Source organism: Halomonas sp. KM-1, assembly GCF_000246875.1.
Classification (GTDB): Bacteria; Pseudomonadota; Gammaproteobacteria; order Pseudomonadales; family Halomonadaceae; genus Halomonas; species Halomonas aerodenitrificans.
In genome coordinates, this window is record NZ_BAEU01000045.1 from 1 (window position 1) to 14,566 (window position 14,566).

Sequence of the window (14,566 nt, forward strand, 5' to 3'; positions counted from 1 at the left end):
CTTTATCCGGTCAATGCGTTTCCGCGGAGGCGGCAGTTCGCTAGAATGACTTTTTTCCCGACCAGGGCAACAGAGCATGACCATCGGTGATCTCATTCGGCTGCTGAGCGACGGAGAGTTCCATTCCGGCGAGCAGTTGGGGGAGCGGCTGGGTGTATCGCGCACCGCGGTGTGGAAGCAGCTCAAGAAGCTCGAGGCAATGGATATCCCGCTCGAGGCGGTCAAGGGGCAGGGGTACCGCCTCTCCGCGCCGCTGGAGCTGCTGGATGGTTCGCGAATCGTGGCCGAGCTGTCGCGCAAGGGGCGGCAGCATCTGGCCAGGCTCTTCGTCGAGGAGACGCTGCCCTCAAGCAACGAGTTCATTCGCCAGCGCTTCGCTCAAGGTGCCGGCCATGGTGAGGTGTGCCTGGTCGAGCAGCAGAGTGCGGGGCGCGGGCGTCGTGGCCGAGTCTGGACGACCCCCTGGGGGCGTGCGCTCATGCTGTCGGTCGGGTGGCGCTTCGAGACCGGCGTGGTGGCGCTGGAGGGGCTGAGCCTCGCGGTAGGGGTCGCGCTGTCTCGCGTGCTGGAGCGTCACGGTGTCTCTTCCAGGCTCAAGTGGCCGAATGACGTGCTGCTCGAGGATGGGGAGGGGAACCTGGGCAAGCTGGCAGGCATCTTGGTAGAGATCAGCGGGGACGCAGCGGGTCCCTGTGAGGTCGTGGTGGGCATGGGTATCAATTTTGATCTGCCAACGAGCTTTCGAGAGAGAATCGAGCAGAAGGTGGCGGCCGTGCATGATCAGGCCTCGTCGCTCTCACGCAATCGGCTGGCCGCTGAGCTGCTGGATGAGCTCATGCCGCTGCTGGCCGAGTATGAGACATCCGGCTTTGTCGCCTGGCAAGGCGAGTGGAATGCACGGCATGCCTTCCAGGGCTGCCAGGTCGAAGTGCAGAGAGGGCAGCAGCGGTTCACGGCAACGGCCGAGACCGTCGATGCCTCTGGCAATCTCTGGGTTTGCCATGAGCGGGGGCGTGAGCGCCTGGGGGGTGGTGAGATCAGCGTGCGTGGGCGTACATGATCCTTGACCTGGACATCGGCAACACACTTTCCAAGTGGCGGCTGAAGGATGCCGACAGCAGCGAGATTCGCTCACGGGGGGCCGTCTGGACCCGTGAGGAGTGGAAGCCTGGCTCCGATATTCCCGATCTCGACGTGGTGGAGGCGGTGCGAATCTCGAGCGTTGCGCGCCAGGCGGTGCTGGAACAGACGGTAACGCTGCTGCAGAGCCGAGTGCGTAGCGTGCATGTGGCGCGCTCGGTACCCGAAGCCTTGGGCGTGATGAACGGCTACGAGGAGCCGCATCGCCTGGGTGTCGACCGCTGGATGGGCGTGCTGGCCGGCTACCAGCTGGCTGGGGGCTGCTGCGCCGTGGATTGCGGCAGTGCCATCACCATCGATTTCGTGCTGCCGGGCGGGCGTCACCTGGGGGGGTATATCCTGCCGGGGCTGCGTCTGATGAAAGAGAGCCTGCAGCTCGGCACGCGCAATGTGGCCATCGATCCCGACAGCGAGGCAGAGGAGCTACTGCTGCCGGGGCGGCGAACCGTCGAAGCCGTGAACCATGGCATCTATCTGGCCGCTGTCAGTGCCGTGAATCGAATCTATGCCGAGGTCTGTGATCGTGAAGGGATTGCCTTGCCGCTGTTGCTGACGGGCGGCGATGCGCGCGTGGTGGCGCGAGGAGTGCACTCTCCCCATGCGATATGGCCTGACATGGTCTATGGCGGGCTCGAAGCGTGTTTCCCGCTGACCGCTGCCGAGCGAGCCGGGCGTATGTCGGGGGCGCCCCGTGTGCCTGAGCCTGCAGGACTCGAAAAAATCAGGGCGGGCCTTGCATTCTCCATGCTGCTTTGACACAATGCAGCGCGTTCCGAGGCCAAGGGGTCGTCGCACTGACGAGCTTTTCGGCAAGTGGCTGATAAATAAGCGCTTGACATGGCTTCGGTAGGCGGTAGAATGAGCCGCCATCTGGAGGGGTTCCCGAGTGGCCAAAGGGAGCAGACTGTAAATCTGCCGCGAAAGCTTCGAAGGTTCGAATCCTTCCCCCTCCACCAGATTGTCCCATCGAGGTTTGTGTCTGGATGGGAAGAGTGGGTAGGCGGGCATAGTTCAATGGTAGAACCTCAGCCTTCCAAGCTGATGATGCGGGTTCGATTCCCGCTGCCCGCTCCAGGCATTCGGCTGTGGTAGGTTGGGTGTGAAAGGTTTTGCTCATGTAGCTCAGGGGTAGAGCACACCCTTGGTAAGGGTGAGGTCGACGGTTCAAATCCGTCCATGAGCTCCATTGCAGAAAGGCGAGCCTGGGCTCGCCTTTCTTTTCTTCGCGGCGTCAGTTCGCCGGGAAGGGTTGCCAGTCGGCGGAGCATCCGCTATCATGGCGCCCGCTGTTACGTATGCGTCTGCAAGAGGTGCTGCGTGTCAGGTACAGGCCAGTAGCTCAATTGGCAGAGCAGCGGTCTCCAAAACCGCAGGTTGGGGGTTCGATTCCCTCCTGGCCTGCCAACCTTCCCCAGGTTGGCTTCTTCATACGAACATGCTCGATTGCCGCACCCTGAGGAGTCTCGTTTTCATGAAACACAACGCCGAGGTGCAGGAGTCGCGCCACGACGGGCTCAAGTGGGCGGTTGTCGTCACGCTGGTGACGTTGGCTGTAGTGGGCAATACCTACTACGCCGATCAGGCGCTTCTCTATCGTGTGCTTGGTGTCGTCGTGCTTTGTCTGGGTGCTGCAGGCATTGCCCTGACGACCGCCAGGGGGCGCGATCTCGCCGAGTTGGCCAAGAACGCCAAGAAAGAGATCCAGCGTGTGGTGTGGCCGACCCGTCCCGAGACGGTGCAGACGACTGCCATCGTGCTGGTCGCCGTGCTGATCGTCGGGCTGATGCTGTGGCTGATCGACACCCTTCTAAGCTGGGCGATGTCCGGCGTCATCGGTTAGGAGTCTTCATGTCCAAGCGTTGGTACGTCGTGCACGCCTACTCCGGCTTCGAGAAGCATGTCATGCGCTCCCTCAAGGAGCGCGTGAAGATGTATGGCATGGAGGATCGCTTCGGCGAGATCCTGGTGCCGACCGAAGAGGTCGTCGAGGTGCGTGACGGCAAGCGTCGCAAGAGCGAGCGCAAGTTCTATCCCGGCTACGTGCTGGTCGAGATGGAAATGGACGACGGCACCTGGCACCTGGTCAACGAAACCCCTCGTGTGATGGGGTTCATCGGTGGTACCAAGGAGAAGCCGGCGCCGATCACCCAGAAAGAAGCCGACGCCATTCTGCGCCGCGTGAAAGACGGCAGCGACAAGCCGCGGCCCAAGACCATGTTCGAGCCGGGTCAGTCCGTGCGCGTCATCGACGGACCCTTTGCCGACTTCAACGGCGTGGTCGAAGAGGTCAACTACGACAAGAGCCGCCTGCAGGTCAGCGTGCTGATCTTCGGTCGGGCGACGCCTGTCGAGCTCGAGTTCTCGCAGGTCGAGAAGGAATGACTCTCGACCTCTGATTTGCTGTGCGGCCGCCGCGCTGGCCGCTTAACCCGGGGAGCCGCAAGGCGCTACTACCCAACTGGAGTCCATCATGGCCAAGAAAGTACAGGCTTACATCAAGCTGCAGGTGGCAGCTGGTAAGGCCAACCCGAGTCCCCCCGTGGGCCCCGCGCTGGGTCAGCACGGTGTCAACATCATGGAGTTCTGTAAGGCATTCAATGCCGCGACCCAGGACATCGAGCCGGGTCTGCCGACTCCCGTGGTGATCACCGTCTATTCCGACCGCAGCTTCACCTTCATCACCAAGACGCCGCCGGCGGCCGTCCTGCTGAAGAAGGCGGCTGGCATCAAGTCCGGCTCCGGTGAGCCGAACAAGAAGAAGGTCGGTACCGTGACCCGTGCACAGCTCGAAGAGATCGCCAAGACCAAGGAGCCCGATCTGACGGCTGCCGATCTCGATGCCGCGGTGCGTACCATTGCCGGCAGTGCCCGCAGCATGGGCCTCAACGTGGAGGGTCTCTGATCATGGCCAAGCTTTCCAAGCGCGCTCAGATGATTCGCGAGAAGGTCGACGCTTCCAAGGCTTACAGCCTGGAAGAGGCCGTGGCACTGCTCGCCGAACTCTCTACCGTTAAGTTCAAGGAGTCGCTGGACGTCGCCATCAATCTGGGTGTCGATCCGCGTAAATCCGACCAGGTGGTGCGTGGCGCTACCGTCATGCCCAACGGAACCGGCAAGGACGTGCGCGTCGCCGTGTTCACTCAGGGCGCCAATGCCGATGCCGCCAAGGAAGCCGGTGCCGATATCGTCGGCATGGACGACTTGGCCGAGCAGGTCAAGAAGGGTCAGCTCGATTTCGACGTGGTCATCGCCTCGCCGGACGCCATGCGCGTGGTCGGCCAACTGGGCCAGATCCTCGGTCCGCGCGGTCTGATGCCGAACCCCAAGGTCGGCACCGTGACGCCCGACGTGGCCACTGCGGTGAAGAATGCCAAGGCTGGTCAGGTACGTTTCCGTACCGACAAGAACGGCATCATTCACACCACTCTGGGCAAGGTCGACTTCGATGCCGACGCCATCCGGGGCAACCTGGAAGCGCTGGTCGCGGACCTCAAGCGTCTCAAGCCGAGCACGTCCAAGGGTATCTATTTCAAGAAGGTCACCCTGTCCACTACCATGGGCCCGGGTCTGACCCTCGATCACTCTGCCCTCGTCTAAGGACGCGGTAGAGAATAGTTGCAAGAACTTTGCGGTCCCCGAGGTCCTGCCTGGCAGGGGCGAGGGGCGCCGTCAAAGACCGCAGGTGCCGCCCTCTTTCGAGTGGGCGGCTTAATCTCCCCTAGGGGTGCCTGCGCAGATGGTGTGGCCGCCAGAACGCTGGTGAGCACCATCACCCAGGACTCCCATCGGCGCTTGCGTTGAGGGGAGAGATGGTAACCACCGGAGTCCGCTTATGCGGTTCCGGCACGAAGGAGTGATCACTGTGCCACTAGCACTCGAAGGCAAGAAGGCGATCGTTGCCGAGGTTAGTGAAGCTGCCAAGAGCGCACTCTCCGTCGTAGTTGCCGATTCTCGTGGCGTCACGGTCGAGAAGATGACCGGTCTGCGCAAGCAGGCACGCGAGAATGGCGTCCAGCTGCGTGTTGTTCGCAACACCCTGGCACGCCGCGCCCTTTCCGGCACTCAGTGGGAGTGTCTGAACGAGAGCTTCGTCGGTCCGACTCTGCTGGCGTTTTCCACCGAGCATCCGGGCGCTGCCGCCCGTCTGTTCAAGGATTTCGCCAAGGATGAGAAGAACTTCGAAGTCAAGGCGCTGGCCTACGAAGGCGAGCTGATTGCGGCAAGCGACATTGACCGTCTGGCAACCCTGCCGACTTATGACGAGGCCATCGCCAAGCTGATGTCCGTCATGAAGGAAGCATCTGCCGGCAAGCTGGTTCGTACTCTGGCCGCCCTGCGCGACCAGAAGCAGGAACAGGCCGCCTGATCGGCGAACTCGTTGCTGTAGCCTGAATCGAACACTGAATAGAGCGCTCGGTGCGCCGAGGCTCCCGCAAAGTTAGGAATACCGAAATGGCACTTACCAAAGAAGACATCATCAACGCCGTCGCCGACATGTCCGTGATGGAAGTCGTCGAGCTGATCGAAGCGATGGAAGAGAAGTTCGGCGTCTCTGCCGCTGCCGCCGTCGTGGCCGGTCCGGCTGCTGGTGGTGAAGCCGCTGCCGAAGAGCAGACCGAGTTCGACCTGGTGCTGGCCAGCGCCGGCGACAAGAAGGTCAACGTGATCAAGGCTGTGCGCGAGATCACCGGTCTGGGCCTGAAGGAAGCCAAGGCTGCCGTCGACGGCGCCCCGGCTACCATCAAGGAAGCCATGCCCAAGGCAGAGGCCGATGAGGCCAAGAAGAAGCTGGAAGAAGCCGGCGCCACCGTGGAACTCAAGTAACCCCTTGGTTTCCATGGCTTCACGCGCTGCGTAAGCTTCCACGGCTGGTGGCGGGCCCTCCCGCTGCCGGCCTTTTTCTGTTGCACTAGCGCCTTGCTGACGCAGCGTCGCTAGCAGAATCCCGACGGCGAGCTACCCCCTGTGGAGCTTGCCGTCAGCGCCTGACGGGGGCGGTCTCGTCGGGCGGCGCCGACCACGCATCGGTCACCCATGGTGAACAAGCTGGGGAATACAGATGGCTTACTCATACACTGAGAAAAAACGCATCCGCAAGGATTTCGGCAAACTGCCCCAAGTGATGGATGTGCCCTACCTGCTGGCGATCCAGCTTGATTCCTACTACGACTTCCTCCAGCAGGACCGCGCCCCCGATGAGCGCCTCGAGACCGGACTGCATGCGGCGTTCAAGTCCGTGTTCCCGATCGAGAGCTTCTCCGGCAACGCGGCGCTCGAGTACGTCAGCTATCGCTTCGGTACCCCGGCCTTCGACGTCAAGGAGTGCCAGCTGCGTGGCGTCACCTACTCCGCTCCCTTGCGGGTCAAGGTTCGCTTGATCATCTACGATCGCGACTCTTCCAACAAGGCCATCAAGGACATCAAGGAGCAGGAAGTCTACATGGGGGAGATCCCCCTGATGACCGAGAACGGCACCTTCGTGGTCAACGGCACCGAGCGGGTCATCGTTTCCCAGCTGCATCGCTCGCCGGGCGTGTTCTTCGATCATGACAAGGGCAAGAGCCACTCCTCGGGCAAGCTGCTCTATTCCGCTCGCGTGATTCCTTATCGCGGCTCCTGGCTCGACTTCGAGTTCGATCCCAAGGACAACGTCTTCGTGCGTATCGACCGTCGCCGCAAGCTGCCGGCCACGGTGCTGCTGCGCGCGCTGGGCATGAGTGCCGAGGAGATCCTCGACGAGTTCTTCGACACCAGCGTCTTCCACATCGAGAAGAGCGGTTTCTCGGTGGAGCTGGTGCCGTCGCGCCTGCGTGGCGAAACCGCCACCTTCGACATCAAGGATGCCGATGGCAACCTGATCGTCGAGGAAGGTCGCCGTATCACCCAGAAGCATATCCGTCAGCTGGAGAAGGCCGGCCTCGAGCGCCTCGAAGTGCCGATGGATTACCTGTTCGGCAAGACCCTGGCCAAGGATCAGGTCGATGCCAATACCGGCGAGCTGATCTGCCCCTGCAACAGCGTGATCACCCCGGAACTGCTCGAGAAGCTGGGCCAGGCCGGCATCACCAAGCTCGAGACGCTGTACACCAACGATCTCGACTGCGGCCCGTTCGTCTCCGAGACCCTGCGTCTGGATACCACCAGCTCGCAGCTCGAGGCGCTGGTCGAGATCTACCGCATGATGCGCCCCGGCGAGCCGCCCACCAAGGAAGCCGCCGAGACGCTGTTCCACAACCTGTTCTTCACCGAAGACCGCTACGACCTTTCCGGTGTCGGTCGCATGAAGTTCAATCGTCGCCTGCGTCGTGATTCCGACGTCGGCTCCGGCGTGCTCGACAATCGCGACATCCTCGACGTGCTCAAGGAGCTGATCTACATCCGTAACGGCTTCGGCGAAGTCGACGATATCGATCACCTGGGCAACCGTCGTATCCGCTGTGTCGGCGAGATGGCCGAGAATCAGTTCCGCGTGGGCCTGGTGCGCGTCGAGCGTGCGGTCAAGGAACGTCTCTCCATGGCCGAGAGCGAAGGCCTGATGCCGCAGGACCTGATCAACGCCAAGCCGGTGGCGGCGGCGGTCAAGGAGTTCTTCGGTTCCAGCCAGCTCTCGCAGTTCATGGACCAGAACAACCCGCTCTCCGAGGTCACCCACAAGCGCCGCGTCTCCGCGCTTGGTCCGGGCGGTCTGACCCGCGAGCGGGCCGGCTTCGAGGTGCGCGACGTTCACGCCACTCACTATGGCCGTCTGTGTCCGATCGAGACCCCGGAAGGTCCGAACATCGGTCTGATCAACTCGCTGGCCACCTACAGCCACACCAACAGCTACGGCTTCCTCGAGACGCCGTACCGCAAGGTAGTGGACCGCCAGGTGACCGACGAGGTGGTGCACCTCTCGGCCATCGAGGAGGGCGACTTCATCATCGCCCAGGCTTCGGCCACCGTCGATGAGAGCGGCAAGCTGGTCGACGACCTGGTACAGGTGCGCCACAAGGGCGAGACTACCTTCATGCGCCCCGAGCAGGTCACCCTGATGGACGTGTCTCCGCGTCAGGTGGTCTCGGTGGCAGCGGCGCTGATCCCGTTCCTCGAGCACGACGATGCCAACCGCGCTCTGATGGGCTCGAACATGCAGCGTCAGGCGGTACCGACCCTGCGCGCCGAGAAGCCGCTGGTGGGTACCGGCATGGAGCGTTTCGTCGCCCGCGACTCCGGCGTATGTGCCGTGGCGCGTCGCGGCGGGGTCATCGACTCGGTCGACGCCAAGCGCATCGTGGTACGTATCAACGAGGACGAGATCATCGGCGGCGAAGCCGGCGTCGACATCTACAACCTCACCAAGTACGTGCGTTCCAACCAGAACACCTGCATGAACCAGCGCCCCATCGTGCGTCCCGGCGACGTGGTCGAGCGCGGCGACATCCTGGCCGACGGTCCCTCCGTCGACATGGGTGACCTGGCCCTGGGTCAGAACATGCGCATCGCCTTCATGCCTTGGAACGGCTACAACTTCGAGGACTCGATTCTGCTCTCGGAGCGCGTGGTGCAGGAGGATCGCTTCACCACCATCCACATCCAGGAGCTGACCTGCGTTTCCCGCGACACCAAGCTGGGGCCGGAGGAGATCACCTCGGATATCCCCAACGTGGGTGAGTCGGCACTCTCCAAGCTGGACGAGGCCGGCGTGGTCTACATCGGCGCCGAAGTCGGCCCGGGCGACATCCTGGTGGGCAAGGTCACGCCCAAGGGCGAGACCCAGCTGACCCCGGAAGAGAAGCTGCTGCGGGCGATTTTCGGTGAGAAGGCCTCCGACGTGAAGGATACCTCGCTGCGCGCCCCCACCGGCATGCGCGGTACCGTGATCGACGTGCAGGTGTTCACCCGCGACGGCGTGGAGAAGGACTCCCGGGCGCTGGCCATCGAGCAGATGCAGCTCGATGAGGTGCGCAAGGACCTGCAGGAGACCTACCGCATCGCCGAGGACGCCACCTTCGAGCGTCTCAAGCGCACGCTCTCCGGCCAGCCGGTCAACGGCGGACCCAAGCTGAAGAAAGGCGACGTGCTCTCCGACAGCTACCTCGACGAACTGCCGCGTCAGCAGTGGTTCAAGCTGCGCCTGCAGGACGAGTCGCTCAACGAGCTGCTGGCCCAGGCCGACGAGCAGTTGGAGAACCGTCGCAAGGAGATGGAGGAGCGCTTCGAGGACAAGAAGCGCAAGCTGACCCAGGGCGACGACCTGGCGCCGGGCGTACTCAAGATCGTCAAGGTCTACATGGCGGTCAAGCGTCGCATCCAGCCGGGTGACAAGATGGCCGGCCGTCACGGTAACAAGGGTGTCATCTCGGCAATCATGCCGGTAGAAGACATGCCCTTCGACGACAACGGCGTGCCGGTGGACATCGTCCTCAACCCGCTGGGCGTACCGTCGCGGATGAACGTCGGTCAGATCCTCGAGACCCACCTGGGCCTGGCGGCCCAGGGCCTCGGCGTCAAGATCGACGCTCTGCTGCGCGATGCACGCACCCAGCAGGTGAGCGAGATTCGTGAGTTCCTGGGCAAGGTGTACAACTCCACCGAAGGTACCCGGATCGAGGACATCGACTCGCTCTCCGACGACGAGGTGATCGCCCTGGCCAAGAACCTGCGCGGCGGCGTGCCGATGGCTTCGCCGGTGTTCGACGGCGCGGCAGAAGGCGAGATCAAGCACCTGCTGCGCCTGGCGGATCTGCCGGATTCCGGCCAGATGGCGCTGTACGACGGGCGTACCGGTGACGCCTTCGACCGCCCGGTGACGGTGGGCTATATGTACATGCTCAAGCTCAACCACCTGGTGGACGACAAGATGCACGCCCGTTCCACTGGCTCCTACTCGCTCGTCACCCAGCAGCCGCTGGGCGGTAAGGCGCAGTTCGGCGGTCAGCGTTTCGGTGAGATGGAGGTGTGGGCGCTGGAAGCCTACGGCGCCGCCTATACCCTCCAGGAGATGCTCACGGTGAAGTCCGACGACGTGGAAGGTCGCACCAAGATGTACAAGAGCATCGTCGACGGCGACCACACCATGCATGCCGGCATGCCGGAATCCTTCAACGTACTGGTGAAGGAAATCCGTTCGCTGGGCATCGATATCGAGTTAGAGAGCTAGGAGCCGACTCCATGAAAGATTTGGTGAAAGTCCTCAAATCGCAATCACAGTCCGAAGAGTTCGACGCGATCAAGATCTCGCTCGCCTCGCCGGACATGATTCGCTCCTGGTCCTATGGCGAGGTCAAGAAGCCCGAGACCATCAACTACCGTACCTTCAAGCCGGAGCGGGACGGGCTGTTCTGCGCCAAGATATTCGGTCCGGTGAAGGACTACGAGTGCCTGTGCGGCAAGTACAAGCGCATGAAGCACCGCGGCATCATCTGCGAGAAGTGCGGCGTCGAGGTGACCAAGGCCGCCGTGCGTCGCGAGCGCATGGGCCACATCGAGCTGGCCTCGCCGGTGGCGCACATCTGGTTCCTCAAGTCGCTGCCGTCGCGTATCGGCATGTTCCTCGATATGACCCTGCGCGATATCGAGCGGGTGCTCTATTTCGAGAGCTTCGTGGTCATCGATCCGGGCATGACCACCCTGGAGCGCGGCCAGCTGCTCAACGACGAGCAGTACTTCGAGGCCCTCGAGGAGTTCGGTGACGACTTCGACGCCCGCATGGGCGCCGAGGCCATCCAGGCGCTGCTCAAGGACATCGACCTTGCCGAGGAGGTCGACCGCCTGCGCGAGGAGATCCCGCAGACCAACTCCGAGACCAAGATCAAGAAGCTCTCCAAGCGGCTCAAGCTGCTGGAGGCCTTCCTCAACTCCGGCAACGATCCGGCGTGGATGGTCATGGAAGTGCTGCCGGTGCTGCCGCCGGACCTGCGTCCGCTGGTGCCGCTGGACGGCGGTCGCTTCGCCACCTCCGACCTCAACGACCTGTATCGTCGGGTGATCAACCGCAACAACCGCTTGAAGCGGCTGCTCGACCTCAACGCGCCGGACATCATCGTGCGCAACGAGAAGCGCATGCTGCAGGAAGCGGTCGATGCGCTGCTCGACAACGGTCGTCGCGGTCGGGCCATCACCGGCTCCAACAAGCGTCCGCTGAAGTCGCTGGCCGACATGATCAAGGGCAAGCAGGGGCGTTTCCGTCAGAACCTGCTGGGCAAGCGCGTCGACTACTCCGGTCGTTCGGTGATCACCGTCGGCCCGACCCTGCGTCTGCACCAGTGCGGTCTGCCGAAGAAGATGGCGCTCGAGCTGTTCAAGCCGTTCATCTATTCCAAGCTGCAGACCTTGGGTCATGCTTCCACCATCAAGGCAGCCAAGAAGATGGTCGAGCGCGAGCTGCCCGAGGTGTGGGACATCCTCGCCGACGTCATCCGCGAACACCCGGTGCTGCTCAACCGTGCGCCGACCCTGCACCGTCTCGGCATCCAGGCCTTCGAGCCGCTGCTGATCGAGGGCAAGGCGATCCAGCTGCACCCGCTGGTATGTGCCGCCTACAACGCCGACTTCGACGGTGACCAGATGGCGGTACACGTGCCGCTGACGCTGGAAGCCCAGCTCGAGGCGCGGGCGCTGATGATGGCCACCAACAACGTGTTGTCGCCGGCCAACGGTGACCCGATCATCGTGCCGTCTCAAGACGTGGTGCTGGGTCTGTACTACATGACCCGCGAGAAGATCAACGCCAAGGGCGAGGGCATGGTGTTCTCCGACCTCAAAGAGGTGGAGCGTGCCTTCGGTACCCAGAGCGTGTCGCTGCATGCCCGGGTCAAGGTGCGTCTTACCGAGGTGATCATCGACGAGGAGAGCGGCGAGCACAGCACCGCCCGCACCCTCTACGACACCACGGTGGGTCGTGCGCTGCTGTTCCGTATCCTGCCCGACGGCGTGCCCTTCGAGCTGGTCGATCAGCCGATGAAGAAGAAGGCGATCTCCAAGCTGCTCAACGAGGTGTATCGTCGTGCCGGCCTCAAGCCGACGGTGATCTTTGCCGACCAGTTGATGTACACCGGTTTCCGTATGGCGACTTGGTCCGGCGCTTCCATCGGCGTCAATGACTTCGTCATTCCCGACGCGAAGAGCGAGATCGTCGAAGCAGCCGAGGCCGAGGTCAAGGAGATCGAGGACCAGTTCTCCTCCGGTCTCGTCACCGCCGGCGAGAAGTACAACAAGGTCATCGATATCTGGTCCAAGGCCAACGACAAGGTGGCCAAGGCGATGATGGCGGGTATCTCCAAGGAGACCGTGATCGACCGCAACGGCAACGAGGTGGAGCAGGACTCGTTCAACAGCGTCTTCATCATGGCCGACTCCGGTGCCCGGGGTAGCGCGGCTCAGATCCGTCAGCTGGCAGGTATGCGTGGCCTGATGGCGAAGCCGGACGGCTCGATCATCGAGACCCCCATCGTGGCCAACTTCCGCGAGGGTCTGAACGTACTGCAGTACTTCATCTCGACCCACGGCGCGCGTAAGGGTCTGGCGGATACCGCCCTCAAGACCGCCAACTCCGGTTACCTGACCCGTCGTCTGGTCGACGTGGCGCAGGACATGGTGATCACCGAGACCGATTGCGGCACCGAGCAGGGCCTGACCCTGCACCCGGTCATCGAAGGCGGCGACATCATCGTCTCCCTGGCCCAGCGCGTGCTGGGTCGCGTGGTGGCCCAGGACGTCATCGACCCCAGCACCGAAGAAGTGCTGATCGAGAAGGGCACCCTGCTCGACGAAGCCTGGTGCGAGCGTCTCGACACCATGGGCGTCGACGAGATCGTGGTGCGCAGCGCCATCACCTGCGAATCGACTCACGGGGTCTGCTCGTCGTGCTACGGCCGCGATCTGGCCCGCGGGCATCAGGTCAACATCGGCGAGGCCGTCGGCGTCATCGCCGCCCAGTCGATCGGTGAGCCGGGTACCCAGCTGACCATGCGTACCTTCCACATCGGCGGTGCGGCATCGCGTGCCTCTGCGGTGGACAGCGTTCAGGTCAAGCACGGCGGCAAGGTCCGTCTGCACAACATGAAGTTCGTCGAGCGCACCGACGGCAAGCTGGTGGTGGTGTCCCGCTCCAGCGCCCTGGCGGTGGCCGACGAGCACGGCCGCGAGCGCGAGTACTACAAGCTGCCTTACGGCGCCGAGCTGTCGATCAAGGACGGCGACGCGGTGGATGCCGGCCAGATGGTCGCCAAGTGGGATCCGCACACCCACCCGATCATTGCCGAAGTCGAAGGTAAAGTGCAGTACGTCGACATGGTCGAGGGTGTCACCATCCACCGCAGCGTGGACGAGATGACCGGCCTGTCGTCCATCGAGGTGATCGAGTCGGCGGCGCGCCCGCAGGCCGGTCGCGACAGCCGCCCGATGATCCTGCTCACCGACGAGAGCGGTGAGCCCATCAGCGTGACGGGCTCGAACACCCCGGTGCAATACTTGCTGCCCGGCAAGGCCATCGTCTCGGTCGACCATGGTGCCAAGATCGGTATCGGTGAAATCGTTGCGCGTATTCCGGTGGAAGCGTCCGGCAACAAGGACATCACCGGTGGTCTGCCCCGCGTGGCCGACCTGTTCGAAGCGCGCAAGCCGAAGGAGCCGGCCATCCTGGCCGAAGTCAGCGGTACGATCAGCTTCGGCAAGGAGACCAAGGGCAAGCGTCGTCTGACCATCACACCGGACGACGGTGGCGATCCGTTCGAGATGCTGATCCCGAAATGGCGCCAGATCGCGGTCTTCGAAGGCGAGACCGTGGAGAAGGGCGAGGTGATCTCCGATGGCCCGAGCAACCCCCACGACATCCTGCGCCTGCTAGGTGTGGCGGAGCTGGCCAAGTACATCACCGCTGAGATCCAGGAGGTCTATCGCCTCCAGGGCGTGGGCATCAACGACAAGCACATCGAAGTGATCGTGCGTCAGATGCTGCGCAAGGTTGAGATCACCGACTCGGGCGACTCGGATTTCATCCCGGGCGACCAGGTCGAACTGGTCAAGGTGCTCGAGCAGAATGCGCTGCTGGAACATGCCGAGAAATTCCCGGCTCGCTACCAGCGTGTGCTGCTGGGTATCACCAAGGCCAGCCTGGCCACCGAATCGTTCATCTCCGCGGCCTCCTTCCAGGAGACCACGCGGGTGCTGACCGAGGCGGCGGTAACCGGCAAGCGCGACTACCTGCGCGGCCTCAAGGAGAACGTGGTGGTCGGTCGTCTGATCCCGGCAGGTACGGGGCTGGCCCACCATCAGGAGCGTCGCCGCAAGCGGGAAGATACCGAGCGTCTGCTCCACCCGTCGGCTTTCGACGTCGAGCAGGAGCTGGGCGCCCAGCTCACCGCTCTCGACTCGGACGACGACGAGCTGTAAGCGAGGTGGGCGTCAGGTGCCGGGAAGCTCCCCGTCGCTTGACGCCTGACCCCGT

General features: G+C 63.1%; 10 protein-coding genes and 4 tRNA genes. All 14 read left to right on the plus strand.

Going from position 1 to position 14,566, the window contains the following annotated elements; all coding sequences use genetic code 11:
- Positions 1-76: 76 nt before the first annotated feature.
- Complete coding sequence (locus B8115_RS03915) at positions 77-1,060, plus strand: biotin--[acetyl-CoA-carboxylase] ligase (RefSeq protein ID WP_010626452.1); 984 nt, start codon at positions 77-79, stop codon at positions 1,058-1,060.
- On the plus strand, positions 1,057-1,896 hold the full coding sequence (locus B8115_RS03920) for a type III pantothenate kinase (RefSeq protein WP_010626453.1): 840 nt from the start codon (positions 1,057-1,059) through the stop codon (positions 1,894-1,896). Before B8115_RS03915 ends, B8115_RS03920 begins: the two co-directional genes overlap by 4 nt.
- Before the next feature lie 116 nt (positions 1,897-2,012).
- A tRNA-Tyr gene (locus B8115_RS03925) sits at positions 2,013-2,096 on the plus strand.
- Between the two features lie 44 nt (positions 2,097-2,140).
- A tRNA-Gly gene (locus tag B8115_RS03930) sits at positions 2,141-2,214 on the plus strand.
- A gap of 37 nt (positions 2,215-2,251) precedes the next feature.
- A tRNA-Thr gene (locus tag B8115_RS03935) sits at positions 2,252-2,326 on the plus strand.
- A gap of 142 nt (positions 2,327-2,468) precedes the next feature.
- Positions 2,469-2,544 (plus strand) — tRNA-Trp (locus B8115_RS03940).
- A gap of 67 nt (positions 2,545-2,611) precedes the next feature.
- Positions 2,612-2,980: a preprotein translocase subunit SecE gene (gene secE, locus B8115_RS03945; RefSeq protein ID WP_010626454.1), complete on the plus strand. Its 369-nt coding sequence runs from the start codon at positions 2,612-2,614 to the stop codon at positions 2,978-2,980.
- Between the two features lie 8 nt (positions 2,981-2,988).
- On the plus strand, positions 2,989-3,522 hold the full coding sequence (nusG, locus tag B8115_RS03950) for a transcription termination/antitermination protein NusG (RefSeq protein WP_010626455.1): 534 nt from the start codon (positions 2,989-2,991) through the stop codon (positions 3,520-3,522).
- 88 nt (positions 3,523-3,610) lie between these two features.
- Complete coding sequence (gene rplK, locus B8115_RS03955) at positions 3,611-4,042, plus strand: 50S ribosomal protein L11 (RefSeq protein ID WP_010626456.1); 432 nt, start codon at positions 3,611-3,613, stop codon at positions 4,040-4,042.
- Between the two features lie 2 nt (positions 4,043-4,044).
- Positions 4,045-4,737 (plus strand): 50S ribosomal protein L1, encoded by a 693-nt coding sequence (gene rplA, locus B8115_RS03960; RefSeq protein WP_010626457.1) that lies wholly within the window; start codon positions 4,045-4,047, stop codon positions 4,735-4,737.
- 265 nt (positions 4,738-5,002) lie between these two features.
- Entirely contained in the window at positions 5,003-5,506 is a 504-nt protein-coding gene (gene rplJ / locus B8115_RS03965; RefSeq protein ID WP_010626458.1) for a 50S ribosomal protein L10, read from the plus strand.
- A gap of 86 nt (positions 5,507-5,592) precedes the next feature.
- Positions 5,593-5,964 (plus strand): 50S ribosomal protein L7/L12, encoded by a 372-nt coding sequence (gene rplL, locus B8115_RS03970; protein WP_010626459.1) that lies wholly within the window; start codon positions 5,593-5,595, stop codon positions 5,962-5,964.
- A 235-nt stretch (positions 5,965-6,199) separates the two neighbouring features.
- Entirely contained in the window at positions 6,200-10,279 is a 4,080-nt protein-coding gene (gene rpoB, locus B8115_RS03975; protein ID WP_010626460.1) for a DNA-directed RNA polymerase subunit beta, read from the plus strand.
- 11 nt (positions 10,280-10,290) lie between these two features.
- Positions 10,291-14,511, plus strand: a complete 4,221-nt coding sequence (rpoC, locus tag B8115_RS03980; protein WP_010626461.1) for a DNA-directed RNA polymerase subunit beta' — start codon at positions 10,291-10,293, stop codon at positions 14,509-14,511.
- Positions 14,512-14,566 lie beyond the last annotated feature (55 nt).

Bases quoted from the DNA above. Each gene is read 5' to 3' on its own strand.
- secE (WP_010626454.1), top strand. From the start codon at position 2,612: ATGAAACACAACGCCGAGGTGCAGGAGTCGCGCCACGACGGGCTCAAG.
- B8115_RS03915 (WP_010626452.1), top strand. From the start codon at position 77: ATGACCATCGGTGATCTCATTCGGCTGCTGAGCGACGGAGAGTTCCAT.
- rpoC (WP_010626461.1), top strand. From the start codon at position 10,291: ATGAAAGATTTGGTGAAAGTCCTCAAATCGCAATCACAGTCCGAAGAG.
- rplL (WP_010626459.1), top strand. From the start codon at position 5,593: ATGGCACTTACCAAAGAAGACATCATCAACGCCGTCGCCGACATGTCC.
- rplA (WP_010626457.1), top strand. From the start codon at position 4,045: ATGGCCAAGCTTTCCAAGCGCGCTCAGATGATTCGCGAGAAGGTCGAC.
- rpoB (WP_010626460.1), top strand. From the start codon at position 6,200: ATGGCTTACTCATACACTGAGAAAAAACGCATCCGCAAGGATTTCGGC.
- nusG (WP_010626455.1), top strand. From the start codon at position 2,989: ATGTCCAAGCGTTGGTACGTCGTGCACGCCTACTCCGGCTTCGAGAAG.
- rplK (WP_010626456.1), top strand. From the start codon at position 3,611: ATGGCCAAGAAAGTACAGGCTTACATCAAGCTGCAGGTGGCAGCTGGT.
- B8115_RS03920 (WP_010626453.1), top strand. From the start codon at position 1,057: ATGATCCTTGACCTGGACATCGGCAACACACTTTCCAAGTGGCGGCTG.